Genomic DNA, 19,267 nt, shown 5'->3' on the forward strand with positions numbered 1-19,267 from the left:
TGAGCGCGCTCGCGCGGCGGTAGCCGCACATCGATACAGCCCCGCGCCCCTTCAGGTCTGCTGCACGACCGCCAGCAACACGCCCGGCTCCACCTGTTGGCCTGGTACCGCGCACAAGTCGGTCAGCGTTCCCGTCACCGGGGCCGTGATCTTGTGCTGCATCTTCATCGCCTCCAGCCAGAGGAGGGGCTCTCCCTCCTTCACGGCCGTCCCTACGGCGAGGCCATCCGCCACCCGGACGACCGTGCCCGGCATGGGGGCCAGGAGGGAGCCGGGGGCGTGCTGGGTGGTGGGGTCGGGGAAGCGGGGCAGGGCGGTCAGGGCCGTGGTGTTGACGTGGACCTGGTGGCCGTAGCGGGCGATCCCGTACTTCCGCTCCACGCCGTCCACGTCGAGGATCACGAGACGCGCGTCGGCGTGCACCACCCGCACCCCGTCCGCCTCCAGGCCCTCCCTCGTGTGCCGGTAACGGGCCTCGTGCTCCTCGCCCGCCATCAGGTACCGCTTGCTCTGCGGTTGCGAGGGGACGTTGCGCCAGCCGCCGAAGCCGGGTCGGGAGCGGGCCCGGGCGTCGGCGAGGGCGGCGGCCAGGGGGGCGTGCGGGTCGGGGCGCGGGTCGGTCAGGCCGGACAGGTGGCGGTCGTAGAAGCCGGTGTCCATGCGGGCCGCGGTGACCTCGGGGTGGCGCAGGGAGCGGACCAGGAGGTCGCGGTTGGTGACGGGGCCGTGGATCTCGGCGCGTTCCAGGGCGGAGGCGAGTCGGCGCAGGGCCTCCGCGCGGGTCGGGGCGTGGGCCACGACCTTGGCGAGCATGGGGTCGTAGTGGACGCCGATGTCGTCGCCGTCCGTGTACCCGGTGTCCAGGCGGACGGGCCCGGGGACGGACAGGCGGTGCAGGGTGCCGGTCTGCGGGGACCAGTCGCGGGCCGGGTCCTCGGCGTACAGGCGGGCCTCCACGGCGTGGCCGCGCGCGGACGGCGGGTCGGCTTCGAGGGGGTGGCCCTCGGCGATCCGGATCTGCTCCGCCACCAGGTCGACGCCGAAGACGGCCTCCGTGACGGGGTGTTCGACCTGGAGGCGGGTGTTCATCTCCAGGAAGTGCGCGTGGCCGTCGGCGACGAGGAACTCGACCGTTCCGGCGCCCACGTAGTCGACGGCCCGGGCGGCCCGTACGGCGAGGGCGCGGACCTCCTCGTCGAGCGCGGCGGACAGGCCGGGTGCCGGGGCCTCCTCGATCACCTTCTGGTGGCGGCGCTGGAGGGAGCAGTCGCGGGTGCCGAGCGGCCGGACCGTGCCGTGGGTGTCGGCGAGGATCTGCACCTCGACGTGGCGGCCGTTCTCCACGTACGGCTCGACGAAGACCTCGCCGTCGCCGAAGGCACTCGCCGCTTCGGCACGGGCGGCGGCCAGTTCGGCGTCCAGGTCCGCCAGGTGCCGTACGACGCGCATGCCGCGGCCGCCGCCGCCCGCCGCGGCCTTGACCAGCACGGGCAGGTCGGCCTCGGTGACCTCGGTGAGGGGCCGGATGCCCATGAGCTGCTTGGCGCGGGTCTTGGACGCCATCGCCTCGATCGCGGACGGGGGCGGTCCTATCCAGGCCAGGCCCGCGTCCTGGACGGCCCGGGCGAAGGCGGCGTTCTCGGAGAGGAAGCCGTAGCCGGGGTGCACGGCGTCCGCTCCGGCGGCGACGGCGGCCTTCACGATCAGGTCGCCGCGCAGGTAGGTGTCGGCGGGCGTCTCCCCCGGGAGTCGTACGCTCACGTCGGCCACGCGCGCGTGGAGGGCGTTCGCGTCGGCGTCCGAGTGCACGGCGACGGTGCGGATGCCCAGGTCGTGGCAGGTGCGGAAGACGCGGCAGGCGATCTCGCCCCGGTTGGCGACGAGCACAGAAGTGATCACTGAAGGTTCCTCACATCCGGAAGACGCCGAAGCCGCCGCGCGCGCCCTCGTAGGGGGCCGTGTGGATCGCGGACAGGCACAGGCCGAGGACGGTGCGGGTGTCGCGCGGGTCGATGACGCCGTCGTCGTAGAGCCGCCCGGACAGGAACATCGGCAGCGACTCGGACTCGATCTGCTGCTCGACCATCGCGCGCAGCGCGGCGTCCGCCTCCTCGTCGTAGGGCTGCCCCTTGGCGGCGGCGGACTGGCAGGCGACGATCGACAGCACGCCCGCGAGCTGCTGCGGGCCCATGACGGCCGACTTGGCGCTGGGCCAGGCGAAGAGGAAGCGCGGGTCGTAGGCGCGGCCGCACATGCCGTAGTGCCCGGCCCCGTAGGAGGCGCCCATGAGGACCGAGAGGTGGGGCACGCGGCTGTTGCTGACCGCGTTGATCATCATCGCGCCGTGCTTGATGATGCCGCCCTGCTCGTACTCCCTGCCGACCATGTAGCCGGTGGTGTTGTGCAGGAACAGCAGGGGGATGTCGCGCTGGTTGGCGAGCTGGATGAACTGCGCGGCCTTCTGGGACTCCTCGCTGAACAGCACGCCCCGGGCGTTCGCCAGCACACCCACGGGATAGCCGTGGAGCGTGGCCCACCCGGTGATCAGGCTCGTCCCGTACAGCGGCTTGAACTCGTCGAAGTCGGAGGCGTCGACGATGCGGGCGATGACCTCGCGCGGGTCGAAGGGGCTCTTGAGGTCGTCGGGGACGATGCCCAGCAGCTCCGCCGCGTCGTACTTGGGCGGCTCGGCGGGCCCCGGATCCCCGTACGCCTTGCGGTGGTTGAGGCGGGCGACCACGCGCCGGGCCTGCCGGAGCGCGTCCTGCTCGTCGACGGCGAAGTGGTCGGCGAGGCCGGAGGTGCGGGCGTGCATCTCGGCGCCGCCCAGGGACTCGTCGTCGCTCTCCTCCCCGGTCGCCATCTTGACCAGCGGCGGACCGCCGAGGAACACCTTCGCCCGCTCCTTGACCATGATCACGTGGTCGGACATGCCGGGGATGTAGGCGCCGCCCGCGGTGGAGTTGCCGAAGACGACCGCGACGGTCGGGATGCCGGCGGCGGACAGCCGGGTGAGGTCGCGGAAGACGGCGCCGCCGGGGATGAAGATCTCCTTCTGCGACGGCAGGTCGGCGCCTCCCGACTCCACCAGGCTGATGCAGGGCAGCCGGTTGGCGAGGGCGATGTCGTTGGCGCGCAGGGCCTTCCTCAGCGACCAGGGATTGCTCGCTCCGCCGCGCACGGTCGGGTCGTTGGCGGTGATCAGGCACTCCACGCCCTCCACCACACCGATGCCGGTGACGAGGGACGCGCCTACGGTGTACTCGCTGCCCCAGGCGGCCAGCGGCGACAGCTCCAGGAACGGCGTGTCCGGGTCGAGGAGCAGCTCGATGCGCTCGCGGGCGAGGAGCTTGCCGCGCTTCCGGTGCCGTGCGATGTACTTCTCGCCGCCGCCCGCGAGGGCCTTGGCGTGCTCGGCGTCGAGTTCGGCGAGCTTGGCGAGCATGGCCTCGCGGTTGGCCCGGTACTCCGGGTCGTTGGGGTCCAGGGCGGAGGTCAGGACGGTCACAGGAGTACCTCCGGCAGGTCCAGGTGGCGGGAGCGCAGCCATTCGCCGAGGGCCTTGGCCTGCGGGTCGAAGCGGTGCTGCGCGGCGACGCCGGCGCCGAGGATTCCCTCGACGACGAAGTTGAGGGCGCGCAGGTTCGGCAGCACGTGCCGTACGACGGTCAGTTCGCGGCTCTCGGGGATCAGCTCCCGGAACCGGTCGGCGGTCAGTTCGTGCGCGAGCCAGCGCCAGGCGTCGTCCGTGCGGGCCCACACCCCGACGTTGGCGTTACCGCCCTTGTCCCCGCTGCGGGCGCCCGCGACGAGGCCGAGGGGAGCCCTGGTGACCGGGCCGGGCGGGAGGGGCTCGGGGAGCGGCGGCTCCGGCACCTCGTCGAGTACGGCCGTGTCCTGGACCGGCGGCACGGGGACCCGGCGCCCGTCATGGAGGACGGCCACATGGTCGACGCCACCATGGGGGACGTACACATCCTCGAACACCCCATAGGGCGAGCCCTTGCCCGGTGGTGCCATCACATGGAAGCCGGGGTAGCTCGCCAGCGCCAGCTCCACGGCCGCCCCGCTCAGCGCCCGTCCGACGGCCTCCTGGTCGGAGTCCCGGACGACGAGCCGCAGCAGCGCGCTCGCGGTCTCCTCGCTCGGGGCGTCGGCGCGGTCGGTGCGGGCCAGCTCCCAGCGCACGTCGGCGACCTTGCCGAGGGCGGGTTCCATCTGGTCCCGCACCAGGGCGGCCTTGGCCTCGACATCGAGGCCGGTGAGCACGAAGACGACCTCGTTGCGGAAGCCGCCGAGCCGGTTGAGCCCGACCTTGAGGGTGGGCGGCGGTGCCTCCCCGCGCACGCCCTCGATGCGCACCCGGTCGGGCCCGTCCTGGCTCAGCCGTACGGTGTCCAGCCGGGCGGTGACGTCCGGCCCCGCGTACCGGGCACCGGCCGTCTCGTACAGCAGCTGCGCGGTGACCGTGCCGGTGTCGACGAAGCCGCCGGTGCCGGGGTGCTTGGTGATCACGCAGCCGCCGTCCTCGTGTATCTCGACGAGGGGGAAGCCGGGGCGGCGGACGTCGCCGTCCCGGAAGAAGGCGTAGTTGCCGCCGGTGGCCTGTGCCCCGCACTCCAGGACGTGCCCGGCGACGACGGCGCCCGCGAGCCGGTCGTAGTCCGTTTCGCTCCACCCGAAGTGGGCGGCGGCCGGCCCGGTGACGAGGGCGGCGTCCGTCACGCGCCCGGTGACGACGACGTCGGCGCCCGCCCGCAGGCACTGAGCGATGCCGAAGCCGCCGAGGTAGGCGTGGGCGGCGAGGGAGCCCGGGTGGGCGGCGGTGAGGTCGTCGCCCGTCACCTGGGCGACGCGCACGGGGATGCCCAGCCGGTCGGCCAACTGCCGTACGGCGTCGGCGAGTCCGGCCGGGTTGAGCCCGCCCGCGTTGGTGACGATCCGCACGCCCCGCTCGTGCGCGAGAGAGAGGCAGTCCTCCAGCTGCCGCAGGAAGGTGCGGGCGTATCCGGCGGCCGGGTCCTTGAGGCGGTCGCGGCCGAGGATGAGCATGGTCAGCTCGGCGAGGTAGTCACCGGTGAGGACGTCGAGTTCGCCGCCGGTGAGCATCTCGCGCATCGCGTCGAAGCGGTCGCCGTAGAAGCCGGAGGCGTTGCCGATGCGGAGGGTCACGAGGCGGACTCCTTCGGCGGGCGTCCGCCGCCCGGCGGTCCCGCGAAGGCCTGGGCGATGCCGAGCCAGCGGTCGGCGTCGGGGCCCTCGGCGTGCAGGGCGAGGCCGGTGCGGTGGGCGCGCTGGGTGACCAGGAGGCAGAAGTCGAGGGCGGATCCGGTGACGCGCTGCTCGGCGTCCTCGGGGCCGTACCTCCACAGGTCGCCGGAGGGGGCGCGCAGTTCGACGCGGAAGGGGTCGGCGGGCGGGGTGAGGCCGTGCACGCCGTAGGCGAAGTCCCGGGTGCGCACCCCGAGCCAGGCCACATGCCGCAGCCGGTCGGTAGGTGGGCGCACACACCCAGGGCATCGGCCACGTCCTGCCCGTGGGCCCAGGTCTCCATGAGCCGGGCCGTCGCCATGGAGGCGGCCGACATGGGCGGGCCGTACCAGGGGAAACGCGCGCCGGGCGGGGCGGCCCGCAGGGCGTCCTCCAGTGCCGTACGGCCGGCACGCCACCGGGCGAGCAGCGCGCCGGGCGGGGCTCCCGCGCCCCCTTCGGCGCCCTCGTCGACGAAAGTGCCGGGCGCGGCGAGGGCCTTCTCGACCAGTGCGTGGAAGCCGTCGGCGTCCGTGACGGCGAGCAGGGCCGAGCGGTCCGTCCAGGCGAGGTGGGCGATCTGGTGGGCCACGGTCCAGCCGGGCGCGGGGGTCGCGAGCGACCAGCGCAGCGGGGACAACCCGGCCACGAGGCGGTCGAGTTCCTCGCTCTCCTCGCGCAGATCGTCGATCACGGAGGTCGGATCGGACACGGGGCGCTCCCCTCGGGGCACAGCGGTGTGCGGGTCACGGCGGCGGTGTGCGGGGTGGTGCGGCGTGCGGGGTGGTGCGGCGTGCGGCGTGGTGCGGCGTGCGGGGTGGTGCGGCGTGCGGGGTGGTGCGGCGTGCGGGGTGGTGCGGCGTGCTGAGGAGCATGGCAGCGGCGCAGGAAACAATCAAGCGTGCTTGCATGGATTTATCGAGTGGCCGGAAGTGTGCTCTTCGGCGGCGGGATCAATACACTGCGGGGCGCGCTCGTCCCATTGGTCACGCGTCGGGGGAGACACAAGGATGAGTACCTGGAACCCGGGCGGGCAGCCGCCGTACGACCCGAACGGCCCGCAGCCGTACCCGCCCCGGCCCGGTCCCTATCCGCCCTCACCGGCGCCGTAGCACCGCCGGGGGGGTGGGTATCCGCCCCATGTGCCGCACCCCTATATGCCTCACCCCGGGCCGCCGCAGGCGCCGCCGCCCGGCCCGGTCGCGCGGCTGTGCCGGCGGATCGGCCCCGTCCACACCGCGCGCCGGGTGTTCAGGCCGTCCCGGCAGGACCTCGTCGAGGACGCCTTCGTCGCCCGCATGCAGAAGATCCGCACGCTGGTGGGGCTGGCCGCGGTGGTGTGGGTGTCGGTGAGCTACAAGGTCGGCAGCTCCCTGGGGGACGTCGCCGACGACCGCCTCGACCAGTCGTGGCACAGCGTGCTGGTGCTGTCGGTGACGTTCCCGGTGGTGGTGGGCGTCCTGCTGGCCCTGACCGCCCCGTCGGCCCGCCGGGATCTGCTGCGCCGGGCGGCGAAGCCCTTCGGTGCGATGGTGGCCCTGATCGCCGCGGTGTTCGTGTTCCCGCTGATGGTGCTCACCGGCTTCGTCGACGGCCGGTTCGCCACCAACCCGGCGATGACCGTGATCACTTGGGTGGTCGTCGTGCTCGTCCTGGTGTGGGTGCTGCCGTTCATCGCCTGGGGCGTCGGCCTGGCGCTGCTGCACGTGTTCCGCACGGCCGACATCCACCAGACCATGCCGCCGCTGCTCGCCATGGCGCTGGTGTGGGAGATGACGCTGATCGACCTGTTCACCGGGGCGTACGCGGGGGTGCCGGTCCCGGTGCGGGCGGTGTTCATGCTCGGGGCGCCGCTGTCGGTGACCGCGGTGGGACTGTGGGAGCTGCGCCGGCTGCGGGCGCACTACGGGATCTCGGTGCGCGGGATGCTGGTGCGCTAGCTGTACTCGGCCGGGAGGTTGGTGACACGCTTGCTACCGGTTGGCTCAACCGGTCGCGCCCGCTCGCCTCGCCGCCTCCTCCAGCCTGCGCCGGTGGGCCTCCCACCTGTCCCGGCCCCCCGGTCCCATGCTGTCCTTGCCCGGCGTCAGGCCGACCGCGCCGTCTATGAGTTCGCGGACAATGTCGGCGTGACCGGCGTGACGGCTGGTGTCGGCGATCACGCGCACCAGGATGTGGTGCAGGGTGGTCTCGCGCCGCTCCTCGGGCCACCACGGGACGTGACCGGTCGCGTCCAGCGGCAGCGCCGCGATCGTGGCGTCCGCGTGCTCCCACGCCCGGCGGTACAGCCCGGCGATGTCCTCGCGCGACTCGTCCGGGGTGGCCCACATGTCGGCGTCGGGTTCGGCGTCCCGCGTGTACCACCAGGCGGGTGGCTTCTCGCCGAAGAACGGCCGGCCGAAGGTGTCGCCGAAGTACCCCAGCTCCACTCCTGCGGTGTGCTTGACCAGCCCGAGCAGATTGGTGCCGGTCGGTGTCAGGGGGCGGCGGATGTCGTACTCGGAGAGCCCGTCGAGCTTCCACAACAGGGCGTCACGCGCCTCCTGGAGATAGCGGAGGAGGTCGGCCTTCGGGTCCGGTGTGGTCATGCGCGCAGTGTCGCACCCGGCACTGACAGCCGGGCCGGACCGCACGAGCGGCCGCTCCCCTCGCGGGGCGGCTCAGCCCTCCAGGCCGGTGCTCTCCAGCGCCGCCCGCTTCTTGCGCCCGCCGCCGACCTGGGTGCGCACTGCGCCCATGCTCGCCGCGACGACCAGGGCGATCGCGGCGGCCTCGGCGGCGCTGAGGGCCTGGTCGAGGATGAGGAACCCGGCCGTAGCGGCGATGGCCGGTTCCAGGCTCATCAGGATCGCGAAGGTGGAGGCGGGCAGGCGGCGCAGGGCGAGGAGTTCGAGCGTGTAGGGCAGCACCGAGGACAGCAGTGCCACCGCCGCGCCCAGGCCCAGCGTCACCGGGTCGAGCAGCTTCGTCCCCGACTCGGCGATGCCCAGGGGCAGGAACAGCACCGCCCCCACCGCCATGGCCAGCGCCAGCCCGTCCGCCTGCGGGAAGCGCCGGCCGGTACGGGCACTGAAGACGATGTAGGCCGCCCACATGGCGCCGGCACCCAGGGCGAAGGCCGCTCCCGTGGGGTCGAGGCCGCTGAGGCCTCCCCCGCCCAGGAGGAAGACACCGCCGAGGGCCAGCGCCGCCCAGACGACGTTGATCGCGCGGCGGGAGGCGAAGACCGAGAGGGCGAGCGGGCCGAGGACCTCCAGTGTGACCGCGGGGCCCAGCGGGATGCGGGCGACGGCCTGGTAGAAGAGGCCGTTCATGGCGGCCATGGTGATGCCGAAGACGACGACGGTGCCCCAGTCGGTGCGCGAATGGCCGCGCAGGCGCGGGCGGCAGACCAGGAGCAGCACGACGGCCGCGACCAGCAGGCGCAGCGCCACGACGCCGAGGGCACCCGCCCTGGGCATGAGCGTGACCGCCAGGGCGCCGCCGAACTGCACGGAGATCCCGCCCGCGAGCACCAGGCCCACGGGTCCGAGGGAGCCGAGCCGGCCCGGGCCGGTGGCCGGCGCTGTGGCGTCGGCGGTCGCGGACGAGGGCGAGGTGGCGGTCTCCGGCGTGGTCACGGGCGGGTCCTGTGCTCGGGATCGGTGTCAGGGGTGCTGGGCGTGTGCGGTGCGTACACCGGGACGCACGCTACGTACAGCCCGATGCACTGCACAGTCCAGGGTAATGGACTCCGTCAGGTGCGTGAACCCTTTTTGCCGCTGTCTCGTGCTGTGAGACGTCAGCGGCGGGCGAGGTACAGGTTCAGCGCCTGGTACAGCAGCTGGTTGAGCGGGTAGTCCCATTCGCCGAGGTACTCGACGGCCTCGCCGCCGGTGCCCACCTTGAAGCGCAGCAGGCCCAGCAGGTGGCTGGACTCCTCCAGGGTGTCGGTGATGCCGCGCAGGTCGTAGACGGCGGCGCCCAGTTCGTGCGCGTCGGTCATCATGCGCCACTGCACGGCGCTGCTCGGCTGGACCTCGCGGCGGCGGGCGGTGGAGGCGCCGTAGGAGTACCAGACGTGCTCGCCGACGGTCAGCATCGTGGCCGCGGCGAGCACCTCGCCGTCGTGGTAGGCGAGGTAGAGCCGCATCCGGTCGCGGTGTTCGGCGGTGAGCGCGCTCCACATGCGCTGGAAGTACGGCAGCGGGCGCGGGATGAACCGGTCCCTTTCGGCGGTCTCGCAGTACAGCTCGTGGAAGGCCGGCAGGTCCTCCAGGTCGCCGCGCACGACCTTCACCCCGGCCTTCTCCGCCTTCTTGATGTTGCGGCGCCACTGCTGGTTCAGGCCGTTGTGGATGTCCTGAAGCGACCGGCCGGCGAACGGCACCTGGAAGACGTAGCGGGGCTGGCCCGCGGCGAAGCCGTCCTCGCCGGACGCCTCGGACTGCCGCCAGCCCATCCGGCGCAGGCTGTCCGCGACCTGGCCGGCGCGCGGTTCGTACGACGTGGCCTTCACGTCGCGCAGCCGCCGGGCGGCCGGGTCGGCGATCGCCTCCTTGACCGCGTCGGCGCTCCAGCGGCGCACCACGACCGGCGGGCCCATCCGCACCGCGAAGGCGCCCCGCCGTCTCAGGTGCGCGAGCATCGGCTCCAGCAGACGGTCGAGGCCGGGCTCGTGCCAGTCGATCAGCGGGCCCTCGGGCAGGTAGGCGAGGTACCGCGGCAGCCAGGGCAGTCGCGGCCCGGGCAGAGGGCGCAGCAGCACAAGGCCCGCACCGACGAGCTGCCCGCCGTCGTCGAACCAGCCGAGGCTCTCCGCCCGCCAGTCGGGCTTGACCGCGCCCCACGAGGGCATCTGGGTATGGCTGGCGAAGGGGCGGGCCGTGACGAACGCGAGGTGCTCGTCACGGGTGATCGGCTGGACGCGGACGCTCATGCGCGGGCTCCTTCGAGCAGCGGCCCTCGACGGGCAGTGGCTGGTTCCGCGAGCCTAGGAGCGGCTTCGGCCCTCCCCCGGTTCAGACACTCGGGTCCGCCTTCCCGTGGCCCGAACGCCTCACGTGCCGTCGCGCCGGAGGTCCTCGTCGAGCGCCTCGGCCAGCACCTCCGCGAGATGCCTGCCCCGTACGCCCGCCAGCTGCCGGAGCTGGGTGCGGCAGGAGAAGCCGTCCGCCAGGACCACCGTGCCGTCGGGGGCGTCGCGGACGGACGGCAGGAGCTGTTCCTCCGCGCAGGCGGCGGACACCTCCCAGTGGCCCTTCTCGAAGCCGAAGTTCCCCGCGAGGCCGCAGCAGCCGCCGCTCAGTTCGCCGGTGAGCAGGGCCGCTTCCCGCAGCCGGCGGTCGGCGGCGTCGCCGAGCACCGCGTGCTGGTGGCAGTGGGTCTGCCCGGCCACCGGGCGGGACACGCGCGGGGGCCTCCAGCCGGGGGCGTGGCGCTCCAGCGTCTCCGCGAAGGTGAGCACCCGCCCGGCGAGGCGGGCCGCGCGCGGGTCGTCGTGCAGCAGCTCGGGGACGTCCGTGCGCAGGGCGGCGGCGCAGCTGGGCTCCAGGACGACGACCGGGGCGTCGGTCTCCAGGACCGCTTCCATCAGGTCGAGCGTGCGGCGCATGACGGCCCGGGCGCGGTCCAGCTGGCCCGTCGACACGTACGTCAGCCCGCAGCAGACCCGCCCCCGGCCCCGCAGCAGCGCCGACGGATCGAGGGCGACCGTCCTGCCGTCGCCCACCGGCGGCCTCGCCAGGTGCACGGTCGGTGGCAGCGCCACCCGCAGCCCGGCCGCCTCCAGGACCCGTACGGCCGCCCGGCCCACGGCCGGGGAGAGGTGCTCGGTGAAGGTGTCGGGCCACAGGACGACCAAGTCGCCCTGCGTGTCCGGGCGGTGCGCCCGCCGCCGCTCCCACCACCGGCTGAACGTCCGCCGGGCCACCCGCGGGAGCTCCCGCTCGGGCGCGATGCCGCCCAGCCGCTTCGCCGCCCACGCGACGGGCCGTACCGCTGCCAGTGCGTTGACCAGCCACGCCGTGTGCGTGCGGGCCACGGCCCGGAGCCACACGGGCAGCCGGCCCATGGCGTGGTGCGCGGCGGGCCGGCGCCGCCCGGCGTAGTGGTGGTGCAGGAACTCCGCCTTGTACGTGGCCATGTCGACGCCCACCGGGCAGTCCGACCGGCAGCCCTTGCAGGACAGGCACAGGTCCAGCGCGTCCCGGACCTCCTCCGAGCGCCAGCCGTCCGTCACCACCTCGCCGGCGAGCATCTCGTGCAGCAGCCGGGCCCGCCCGCGCGTTGAGTGCTCCTCCGCGCCCGTCGCCCGGAAGGACGGGCACATGACACCCGGGCCGGACACCGACGTCGTACGGCACTTGGCGACGCCGACGCAGCGCCGCACCGCCGCCGGGAAGTCGCCGCCGTCGGCGGGGTAGCCGAAGGCCACGTCGACCGGTTCGCGGGGCAGGACGGAGAAGCGCAGGCCGCTGTCGAGCGGCGCGGGGCGGACGAGCATCCCGGGGTTGAGCAGGTCGTCCGGGTCCCACACCCCCTTGACCCGCTCGAAGAGGCCGACCATCTCAGCCCCGTACATCTTCGGCAGCAGCTCCGCCCGCGCCTGCCCGTCCCCGTGCTCCCCGGACAGTGAGCCGCCGTGCGCCACCACCAGCTCCGCGAGCTCCTCCGAGAAGCGGCGGAAACGGGCGACTCCCGCCTCGGTGAGCAGGTCGAAGTCGATCCGGACGTGGATGCAGCCGTCCCCGAAGTGCCCGTACGGCGTGCCGCGCAGCCCGTGCGCCGCCATCAGCGCCCGGAAGTCCCGCAGGTACACCCCCAGCCGGGCGGGCGGCACCGCGCAGTCCTCCCAGCCCGGCCACGCCTCGGTCCCGTCCGGCATGCGCGTCGCCGTGCCGCTCGCGTCCTCCCGGATCCGCCACAGCGCGCGCTGCCCCGCCGGGTCGGTGACCACGAGCGCGTCCACGACGTCGGCGGCCCGCACGATCGCCTGCGCACGCGTGTGTGCCTCCCCGGCCGACTCCCCGCCGGTCTCCACGAACAGCCAGGCCCCGCCCCGCGGCAGCGCCTCCGGGGACGGCACCAGGTCCGCCGCCATGCCCTCCACCGTCAGCGGCCCGAACGGCAGCAGTCCGGCCGCCGCCTCCGCCGCCGCGCTCTCGTCGGCGTAGCCCAGCACGGCCAGCGCACGCGCGCGGGGCGCTTCGACGAGGCGTACGACCGCCTCCGTCAGCACGCCGAGGGTGCCCTCCGAACCGCAGAAGGAGCGGGCCACGTCGGCGCCGCGCTCGGGCAGCAGGGCGTCCAGGGCGTAGCCGGAGATGCGGCGGGGCAGGTCGGGGAAGCCGGTGCGCAGACGCGCCAGTTCCCCCTCGGCCAGGGCCCGCAGCCCGTCCGGTGCCCCGGCCCAGTCCGGCCCGAGCCGCAGCCGCTCGCCTCGCGCGGTGACGACGTCCAGCGCCCGCACGCTGTCCGCGGTCGTGCCCCACGCCACCGAGTGCGAGCCGCACGAGTTGTTGCCGATCATGCCTCCGAGCGTGCAGCGGCTGTGGGTGGAGGGGTCGGGGCCGAACCGCAGCCCGTGCGGGGCGGCGGCGTCCTGGAGCCGGTCCAGCACCAGCCCCGGCTGCACCACGGCCGTACGCGCCTCGGGATCCAGGGCGACCAGCCGGTTCATGTGCCGGGTGAAGTCCAGGACGACACCGGTGCCGGTGGCCTGCCCGGCGATGGAGGTTCCTCCGCCCCGGGCGACCACGGGCACTCCTCGCTCCCGGCACACCGCGAGCACCGCCGCGACGTCGTCGGCGTCACGCGGAGCGACCACGCCCGCCGGGACCCGCCGGTAGTTGGACGCGTCCATGGTCGTCAGCGCCCGGGACGTGACGTCGAACCCGACCTCACCCCGGACGACGGCACGCAGCTGCGCTTCGAGATCCGTCATGCGTCCAGGATGCATCCGGCCACCGACGGTGACGGGCCCGCTAGCCCTTCACCGCGGAGCTGGCCACACCCTCGACGAACCAGCGCTGGAAGAACGCGAAGACGATCAGCACGGGCAGCACCAGCAACACGCCGAAGGCGAGGATCTGGCCCCAGTCCGGCGGCTGCTGGCCCTGGAAGACGCTCATCTCCAGCGGCAGCGGGCGCACGGACGGGTCGGACACCATCAGCACCGGCCACAGGAAGGAGCCCCACTGGATCAGGAAGGTGAGGATCGCGACCGAGGCGAACACCGGCCGGGACATCGGCACGATGATCGCGAAGAAGGTGCGCCAGGGCCCCGCCCCGTCCAGCCGGGCCGCCTCCTCGATGGACGTCGGGATCTTCTTGAAGAACGTGTGGAACTGGTAGATCGCGAAGGCGTTGGCGACGAACGGCAGCGCCTGGATGAACAGGGTGTTGCGCTGGCCGTTGAACATGTAGAACAGCGGCACCGCCACCGACTCGAACGGGATCAGCATCAGCAGCAGGACGAGGGTGAACACCGCGTTCTGCCCCCGCCACTTGAGCCGCGTCAGCCCGTAGGCCGCCATCGAGTTGACGATCAGCCCGCCCGTCACCACCACGAACGACAGCAGCACCGACACGCCCATGAACTGCCAGAAGTAGCCGGTGCTGTCGGAGTTCAGGCTGTCGAGGACGGCCGCGTAGTTGTCGAACGAGAGGTGGGTGGGCAGGAAGCCGGACAGGCCGTTCAGGACCTCGTCGGACGGCTTGAGGCTGCCGAGGAAGAGGTAGAGCGCGGGGAGGGCGAAGACGAACGCCAGGACGCTCAGGACGGTGTAGTCGAGGACGCGGCGTACGGGCGTACGGGTCATGGCCATGGAGGGTCAGTCCTCGTTGTCGGGCCGGACGACGCGGCGCTGGACGATGGTCAGGGCGACGACGATCAGGAAGAACACCACCGTGACGGCCGAGGCCTGGCCGATGTTGTTCTGGTCGAAGGCCGTGGTGACGGCCTGGTACATCACCGTGCGGGTGGCGTCCTCGTCCAGGCCGCCGCCGCGGATGAGGATGTACACCTGGTCGAAGACCCGGAAGGACAGCACCGAGGTCAGCATCGCGACGAACACGAGGGTGCCGCGGATGCCGGGCAGGGTGACGTGCCGGAACTGCTGCCAGCGCGAGGCCCGGTCCAGCTGGGAGGCCTCGTAGAGCTCGCCCGGGATCTGCTGGAGACCGGCCAGCAGGATGACCATCTGGAAGCCGACGCCCTGCCACACCGACAGCACGATGACCGAGCCCATCGCGGTGAGGCCGTCACCGAGCCAGTCGAAGGCACCCCAGTTGCCGAAACTCACCGCGTCCAGCAGCGAGTTGAGCATGCCCTGCTCGCTGCGGGCGAGGATCAGCCGCCAGATCACGGCGACCAGCGCCATCGGGAAGACCACCGGCATGAAGAAGAAGGACCGGAACAGGCCGATGGCCTTCAGCTTGCGGTTGAGCAGGATCGCCAGCGCCAGCGCCAGGCCCGTCTGGAGCGGTACGACGACGACGGCGAAGGTCAGGTTGTTCAGCAGCGCCCGCAGGAACGGGCCGGACAGGTCGGGGTCGGTGAACAGCCGCCGGTAGTGCTCCACGCCGAAGAAGGCGGGCTCCAGCGGCGAGCCGAGGCGGACGTTGTAGAAGGAGAGCACCACGGCGTAGCCGAACGGGATGCCGACGAAGGCGATCAGCCCGACGACGGCCGGGGCGGACATCAGCAGCCCGTGCAGCCGGTCACGGTTGCCGCGCGCGGGACGCGGGGGCTTCGCGGAGGGTGCGGACGACACGGCCTGCGCCGGGCCTCGGGCCGCGGCGTGCGCGGGTTCCACGGTTTTCACGACAGGGGTCCTCTTCCCGGCGGGGCGGGCGCGGTCGGTGCGGGGCCGCGTCCTCGCGCGGCCTTGTCACCGAACGGCCCGCCCGGGCCGATGCGTCCTGCGGGTTACGGGATCTCGTAGCCGGCGTTGTCGGTGAAGTCCCGGTCGATGGCGCGGGCGGCCTTCTGCAGGGCTTCCTCGGGGTCGGCGCCGCCGTAGATCGAGTTCAGGGCCGTGTTGAACTTGGCGGTGACGGTGGGGTATCCGGCGGTCACCGGGCGGGTGACGGCGACGCAGGAGGAGGTGATGTCGCTGTCGCCGCACGGCTTGGCCAGCTGGTCGGCGAAGAGCTGGAGCGGGCCGCCCTCCTTGTACAGCTCGCTCTTGGCCAGCGCGGACTTGGTGGCGGGCACCGCGCCGTTGGCCTTCGTCATCGCGCCGACGTTGGTGTCGTTCAGCAGGTAGTCCAGGAAGGTGCCGGCGGCCTTGCCGTTCTTGCTGTCGGCGCCGATGCCCCAGGCCCACGAGCCCTGCCCGGCCTTGGGGCCGTTGCCGAAGTTTGGCAGCGGCAGGACAGCGAGGTCGTCACCGAGCGCCTCGCTGTAGGCGGGGTAGTTCCAGTGGCCGACCCAGCTCAGCGCCACCTTGCCCTTGGCGAAGGCGTTGCCGTCGGTGTTGGGGTCGACGTACGGCTTCCAGGACTGGAAGGTCTTCATCGCGGAGACGACCTTCGGGCTGTCCAGGGCGCCCTCCGCCTTGCCGTCCTTCAGCAGGCCGCCGCCGGCCGAGAAGACGATCGGGGAGAAGCCGAAGGTGCCCCATTCGGAGGCCAGGCCGTACTGCTCCGATATGTCGAGGACCTTGCCGTCGGAGTCCTTGCCCTTCAGTGCTTTGAGGGCCTTGCCGAACTCCTCGGCCGTCCAGGCGTCGTCCACGCTCGTCGGGTACTTCACGCCGGCCGCGTCCAGCAGCTTCTTGTTGGCGTACATGCCGAGCCCGGCGTCGAACATGCCCAGGCCGTAGTGCTTGCCGTCGATCTCGCCCTGCGCCTTGATCGCGTCGGTGGCGTTGCCGAGGGTCTTGGCGGAGACGTGGCCGTCGACCGGGGCGAGCTTGCTGTTGAAGACGAAGTTCGCCATCGTCGGGCCGTCGAACTCCAGCACGTCCGGCAGTTCGGAGGCGTCCGTGGCGGTGATGGTCTTCGTGTAGTCCTTCTCCGGTATGAGCTTCAACTCGGCCTTGACGGCCTTCTGCGAGGAGTTGAAGGACTTCACCGCGTTCTGCAGCGCGGTCGCCTCGCTCGCCTGGCCCTGGTGGGCCCAGACGCTGATGGTGCCCTTGCCGCTGCCCTTTTCGGCGGAGGTGTCGCTGCCGCCGCCCCCGCCGCCACAGGCGGCCAGCGCGGCCAGGGGCAGCAGGGCGAGGGCCGTCAGGCCCGTACGACGGTGTTTTCCGTGGCCGGTGATCATGGTGGTGCCTCCGAGGGCGGGTGTGCGGTGGGTTCTCGGTGGGTGCGATACCGGAGGGGCCGGTGCGCGGACGGTGGGGAGGGGAGCTGAGGGGGAGCCGGGGAGGTTTGCGGGGCTACCGCTGCCGGCCGGTGTGCGGCGGAGCGGTGGTCTCGCGGAGGATGAAGCGGATGGGCATCTCGACGGGGCGCGGCGGCCCGGCGTCCGGTCCGTCCAGCCGCGTCAGCAGCAGCCGGGCCGCCTCCCGGCCCTGGGCCGCGACCGGCTGGGCCACGGTGGTCAGCCCGACCACCTCGGACAGCTCGTGATCGTCGAAGCCGACCACGGAGACGTCCTCGGGGACCCTCAGCCGGTGCCGGCGCAGGGCGCGCAGCGCGCCCATCGCCATCTCGTCGGACTGGGCGAACACGGCGGTCGGCGGATGGCGCAGCGCCAGCAGCTCGGTCATGGCCCGCTCGCCGCCCTCGACCGTGTAACCGCCGTCGGCCTCCAGGGCGGTGTCGGGCTCGATCCCGGCGTCGGCCAGCACGTCCAGGTAGCCCTGCCGCCGGTCGAGGGGCGTGGTCCAGTGCAGCGGCTCGCTGGCACCGGAGATCATGCCGATCCGCCGGTGACCGAGGTTCACCAGGTGCCGTACGGCGCTCTCCGCGCCGCCCCGGTCGTCGATGCCGACCACCGTGAAGCCGGGCCGGGCGCCGCCGACCGTGGTCGCCAGCGGCACGCCGAGGGAGCACAGGGCGGCGGCCTCCTCCGGGTCCGGGATCAGCAGGGACAGCACGGCGTCGACCCGCTTGCGGATCGGCAGCTTGGTGAAGAAACGCTTGCGCGCCTCCGGTGAGCCGAGGTTGTACAGCAGTACGTCGTAACCGGCGGCGCTGAAGACCTTCTCGGCGGCGTCCAGCACCGTGCCGAAGAACCAGCGGCCGACGTACGGGACGACGACGCCGATGGTGTAGGTGCGTCCGCTGGCCAGGCTGGAGGCCGACCGCGACGCGGTGTAGCCCAGGTCGGCGGCGACCGCGACGATCCTGGCCCGCATCTGCTCCGACACACCCGAACGGCCGCGCAGGGCGCGGGACACGGTGGACGCCGAGACCCCGGTGGCCTCGGCGACATCGGTGATGCTGACCGTCACGGGACGCTCCTAGATCGGGTGCACGCCGCGTGGCCGGGGGTCCGGAGCACGTCGGCGGGAGTGGGAGTGACGAGACCGTAAACCCGCTCACCTGGTTGCGCAAGCGTTTGCGTTCAGATTTACTTCGGCTGACTCCCAGAGGAACTCCCCCCAGCAAGATCACAGCGCACACGTTTGAGTGCCGCTGTCGGCAGACAGGACCTGTCCATGCGATACGCGCCGCCCGGCCTCTGCGTGAACGACTTCGACCTCCTGCGCCACGCGGACGGCACCTACACCGCGCTGCACCTCCAGGGCCCGTGGACGGCGGAGTTCGACCACCTGCGCATGGAGACCTCCTACGGCCGGGCCACCTCCGCCGACCTGGTCCACTGGGAGCCGCAGGGCACGGCCTTCGGCAACGGCCTGCCGGGCAGCTTCGACCAGCAGGCGGTGTGGACCATGCACGCCTTCCCGCACGGCACCGGCATGGCGATGCTCTACACCGCCGTCTCCGGACTCACCCCGGACGGCTGGCCCCTGCAGTCGGTCGGCCTGGCGTACTCCGACCGCACCGACGGCACCGGCTGGCGCCGGCACGGCACAGGACCGGTCGTCGAGGCGGACGGGCGCTGGTACCGCACGGGCGACCGCATGGGCTGGCGCGACCCCTTCGTCGTGCGCGACGACGAGTCCGACGGCTGGGTGATGGTGGTCTGTGCCGCCGACGCCTCCCTGCCCGTCGAGGTCAGCGGGTGCGTCGCCTGGGCGACCTCCGACGACCTGGAGCACTGGACCGTCCACCCGCCGCTCGTCTCCCCCGGCGACGTCGACGAGTTCGAGTGCCCGGTCCTGGAGCGCCTCGACGACGGCGGCTGGCTGCTGCTCGGCTCCATCGGTGCCACCCGGGGCTTCGAGGCGTGGACCGCTCCCCGCCTGCGCGGCCCGTGGACCCGCCGCGGCCCGCTCGGCCCGACGGGCGCGTACGCCCCGCGCGTCGTCACCGCCCCCGACGGCTCCCGCGTCGTGCTGCACACCACCCCGCGCCGCGTCGGCCTCAGCGACACCGGCGAACGCTGCCGCGGCATGCTCGCCCAGCCCAAGTCCCTTGCCGTGCCCTCGGATTCGGCGCCCCGCCTGGAGTGGTGGCCGGGCCTTGAGCCCTGGCTCGGTGAGGAGACGTACGAGGCCGTCCTGCACGCGGTCGGCGACGTCGGCCTGTCCGGCCGCACCGAGATCGTCCTGCGCACGCAGACCTCCGACGCGGACCGGCCCGCGCTCACGGTCGACTGCGACGGCAAGGACCTCCGGGTCACCGGCCCCGACGGCACCTCCCTCGGCGAGACCTGCCTGCCGGAACCCGCCGCCTCGCTGCGCATCCTCACCGTCGGGGAGTACGTCGAGGTCTACGCCGACGGCGTCTTCGTCCTCACCACCCTGTGCTACTCCGGCCGCCCCGCCCCCTGGACGGCCACCGCCGAGGGCGGGGCCCGGCCCGTCCCCGTCCGCCCCCTCCGGCTGCCGGACCCGCACCGCGACGACGCCTCGGCCGTCTGGCCCGGCCCGCCGCCGCAGTGACCTGTCCACACCCCGTCTCACCCGACGGACGACGTTTCGCCCAGGTTTCTGGAAACGGCTACGCTCCCCTG

Annotated in this window: 13 protein-coding genes and 1 pseudogene; 2 read left to right on the forward strand and 12 right to left on the reverse strand. The window is 73.0% G+C overall.

Annotated features, from left to right (window positions below; all coding sequences use genetic code 11):
- Positions 1 to 51: 51 nt before the first annotated feature.
- From RFN52_RS17550 to RFN52_RS17565, 4 genes and pseudogenes are all read right to left on the reverse strand, one after another.
- A complete protein-coding gene (locus RFN52_RS17550) occupies positions 52 to 1,899 on the reverse strand; it encodes an acetyl/propionyl/methylcrotonyl-CoA carboxylase subunit alpha (RefSeq protein ID WP_184847584.1) in 1,848 nt (615 codons plus the stop codon).
- Between the two features lie 10 nt (positions 1,900 to 1,909).
- Positions 1,910 to 3,508, reverse strand: coding sequence for an acyl-CoA carboxylase subunit beta (locus RFN52_RS17555; protein WP_184847585.1), 1,599 nt, complete (start codon positions 3,506 to 3,508; stop codon positions 1,910 to 1,912).
- Positions 3,505 to 5,172 (reverse strand): acyclic terpene utilization AtuA family protein, encoded by a 1,668-nt coding sequence (locus RFN52_RS17560; RefSeq protein WP_184847586.1) that lies wholly within the window; start codon positions 5,170 to 5,172, stop codon positions 3,505 to 3,507. The genes RFN52_RS17555 and RFN52_RS17560 overlap by 4 nt, the downstream gene beginning before the upstream one ends.
- Positions 5,169 to 5,962, reverse strand: a pseudogene (locus tag RFN52_RS17565) (TIGR03084 family metal-binding protein). Before RFN52_RS17565 ends, RFN52_RS17560 begins: the two are co-directional and overlap by 4 nt.
- 430 nt (positions 5,963 to 6,392) lie before the next feature.
- On the opposite strand from RFN52_RS17565, the gene RFN52_RS17570 reads away from it, so the two are divergent.
- The gene (locus RFN52_RS17570; RefSeq protein ID WP_311240980.1) at positions 6,393 to 7,190 is read left to right on the forward strand and encodes a hypothetical protein; all 798 of its coding nucleotides are present in this window, start codon (positions 6,393 to 6,395) and stop codon (positions 7,188 to 7,190) included.
- Positions 7,191 to 7,235: 45 nt separating this feature from the next.
- On the opposite strand, the gene RFN52_RS17575 is transcribed toward RFN52_RS17570, so the two are convergent.
- The 8 genes from RFN52_RS17575 to RFN52_RS17610 all read right to left on the reverse strand — a co-directional run bounded on the left by RFN52_RS17575 (position 7,236) and on the right by RFN52_RS17610 (position 17,639).
- Positions 7,236 to 7,838, reverse strand: coding sequence for a DinB family protein (locus tag RFN52_RS17575; protein WP_184847587.1), 603 nt, complete (start codon positions 7,836 to 7,838; stop codon positions 7,236 to 7,238).
- A 72-nt stretch (positions 7,839 to 7,910) separates the two neighbouring features.
- Complete coding sequence (locus RFN52_RS17580; RefSeq protein WP_184847588.1) at positions 7,911 to 8,870, reverse strand: EamA family transporter; 960 nt, start codon at positions 8,868 to 8,870, stop codon at positions 7,911 to 7,913.
- A gap of 161 nt (positions 8,871 to 9,031) precedes the next feature.
- Complete coding sequence (locus RFN52_RS17585) at positions 9,032 to 10,168, reverse strand: lipid II:glycine glycyltransferase FemX (RefSeq protein WP_184847589.1); 1,137 nt, start codon at positions 10,166 to 10,168, stop codon at positions 9,032 to 9,034.
- A gap of 120 nt (positions 10,169 to 10,288) precedes the next feature.
- Positions 10,289 to 13,174: an FAD-binding and (Fe-S)-binding domain-containing protein gene (locus RFN52_RS17590; RefSeq protein WP_184847590.1), complete on the reverse strand. Its 2,886-nt coding sequence runs from the start codon at positions 13,172 to 13,174 to the stop codon at positions 10,289 to 10,291.
- A 40-nt stretch (positions 13,175 to 13,214) separates the two neighbouring features.
- Positions 13,215 to 14,057, reverse strand: coding sequence for a carbohydrate ABC transporter permease (locus RFN52_RS17595; RefSeq protein WP_184847591.1), 843 nt, complete (start codon positions 14,055 to 14,057; stop codon positions 13,215 to 13,217).
- Positions 14,058 to 14,063: 6 nt separating this feature from the next.
- Positions 14,064 to 15,056 (reverse strand): carbohydrate ABC transporter permease, encoded by a 993-nt coding sequence (locus tag RFN52_RS17600; RefSeq protein ID WP_184847592.1) that lies wholly within the window; start codon positions 15,054 to 15,056, stop codon positions 14,064 to 14,066.
- A 104-nt stretch (positions 15,057 to 15,160) separates the two neighbouring features.
- Complete coding sequence (locus RFN52_RS17605; protein WP_184847593.1) at positions 15,161 to 16,504, reverse strand: ABC transporter substrate-binding protein; 1,344 nt, start codon at positions 16,502 to 16,504, stop codon at positions 15,161 to 15,163.
- A gap of 115 nt (positions 16,505 to 16,619) precedes the next feature.
- Positions 16,620 to 17,639, reverse strand: coding sequence for a LacI family DNA-binding transcriptional regulator (locus tag RFN52_RS17610; protein ID WP_184847594.1), 1,020 nt, complete (start codon positions 17,637 to 17,639; stop codon positions 16,620 to 16,622).
- Positions 17,640 to 17,846: 207 nt separating this feature from the next.
- On the opposite strand from RFN52_RS17610, the gene RFN52_RS17615 reads away from it, so the two are divergent.
- Entirely contained in the window at positions 17,847 to 19,196 is a 1,350-nt protein-coding gene (locus tag RFN52_RS17615) for a glycoside hydrolase family protein (protein WP_184847595.1), read from the forward strand.
- Positions 19,197 to 19,267 lie beyond the last annotated feature (71 nt).

This window comes from Streptomyces collinus (assembly GCF_031348265.1).
In the GTDB taxonomy this organism is placed as follows: domain Bacteria; phylum Actinomycetota; class Actinomycetes; order Streptomycetales; family Streptomycetaceae; genus Streptomyces; species Streptomyces collinus.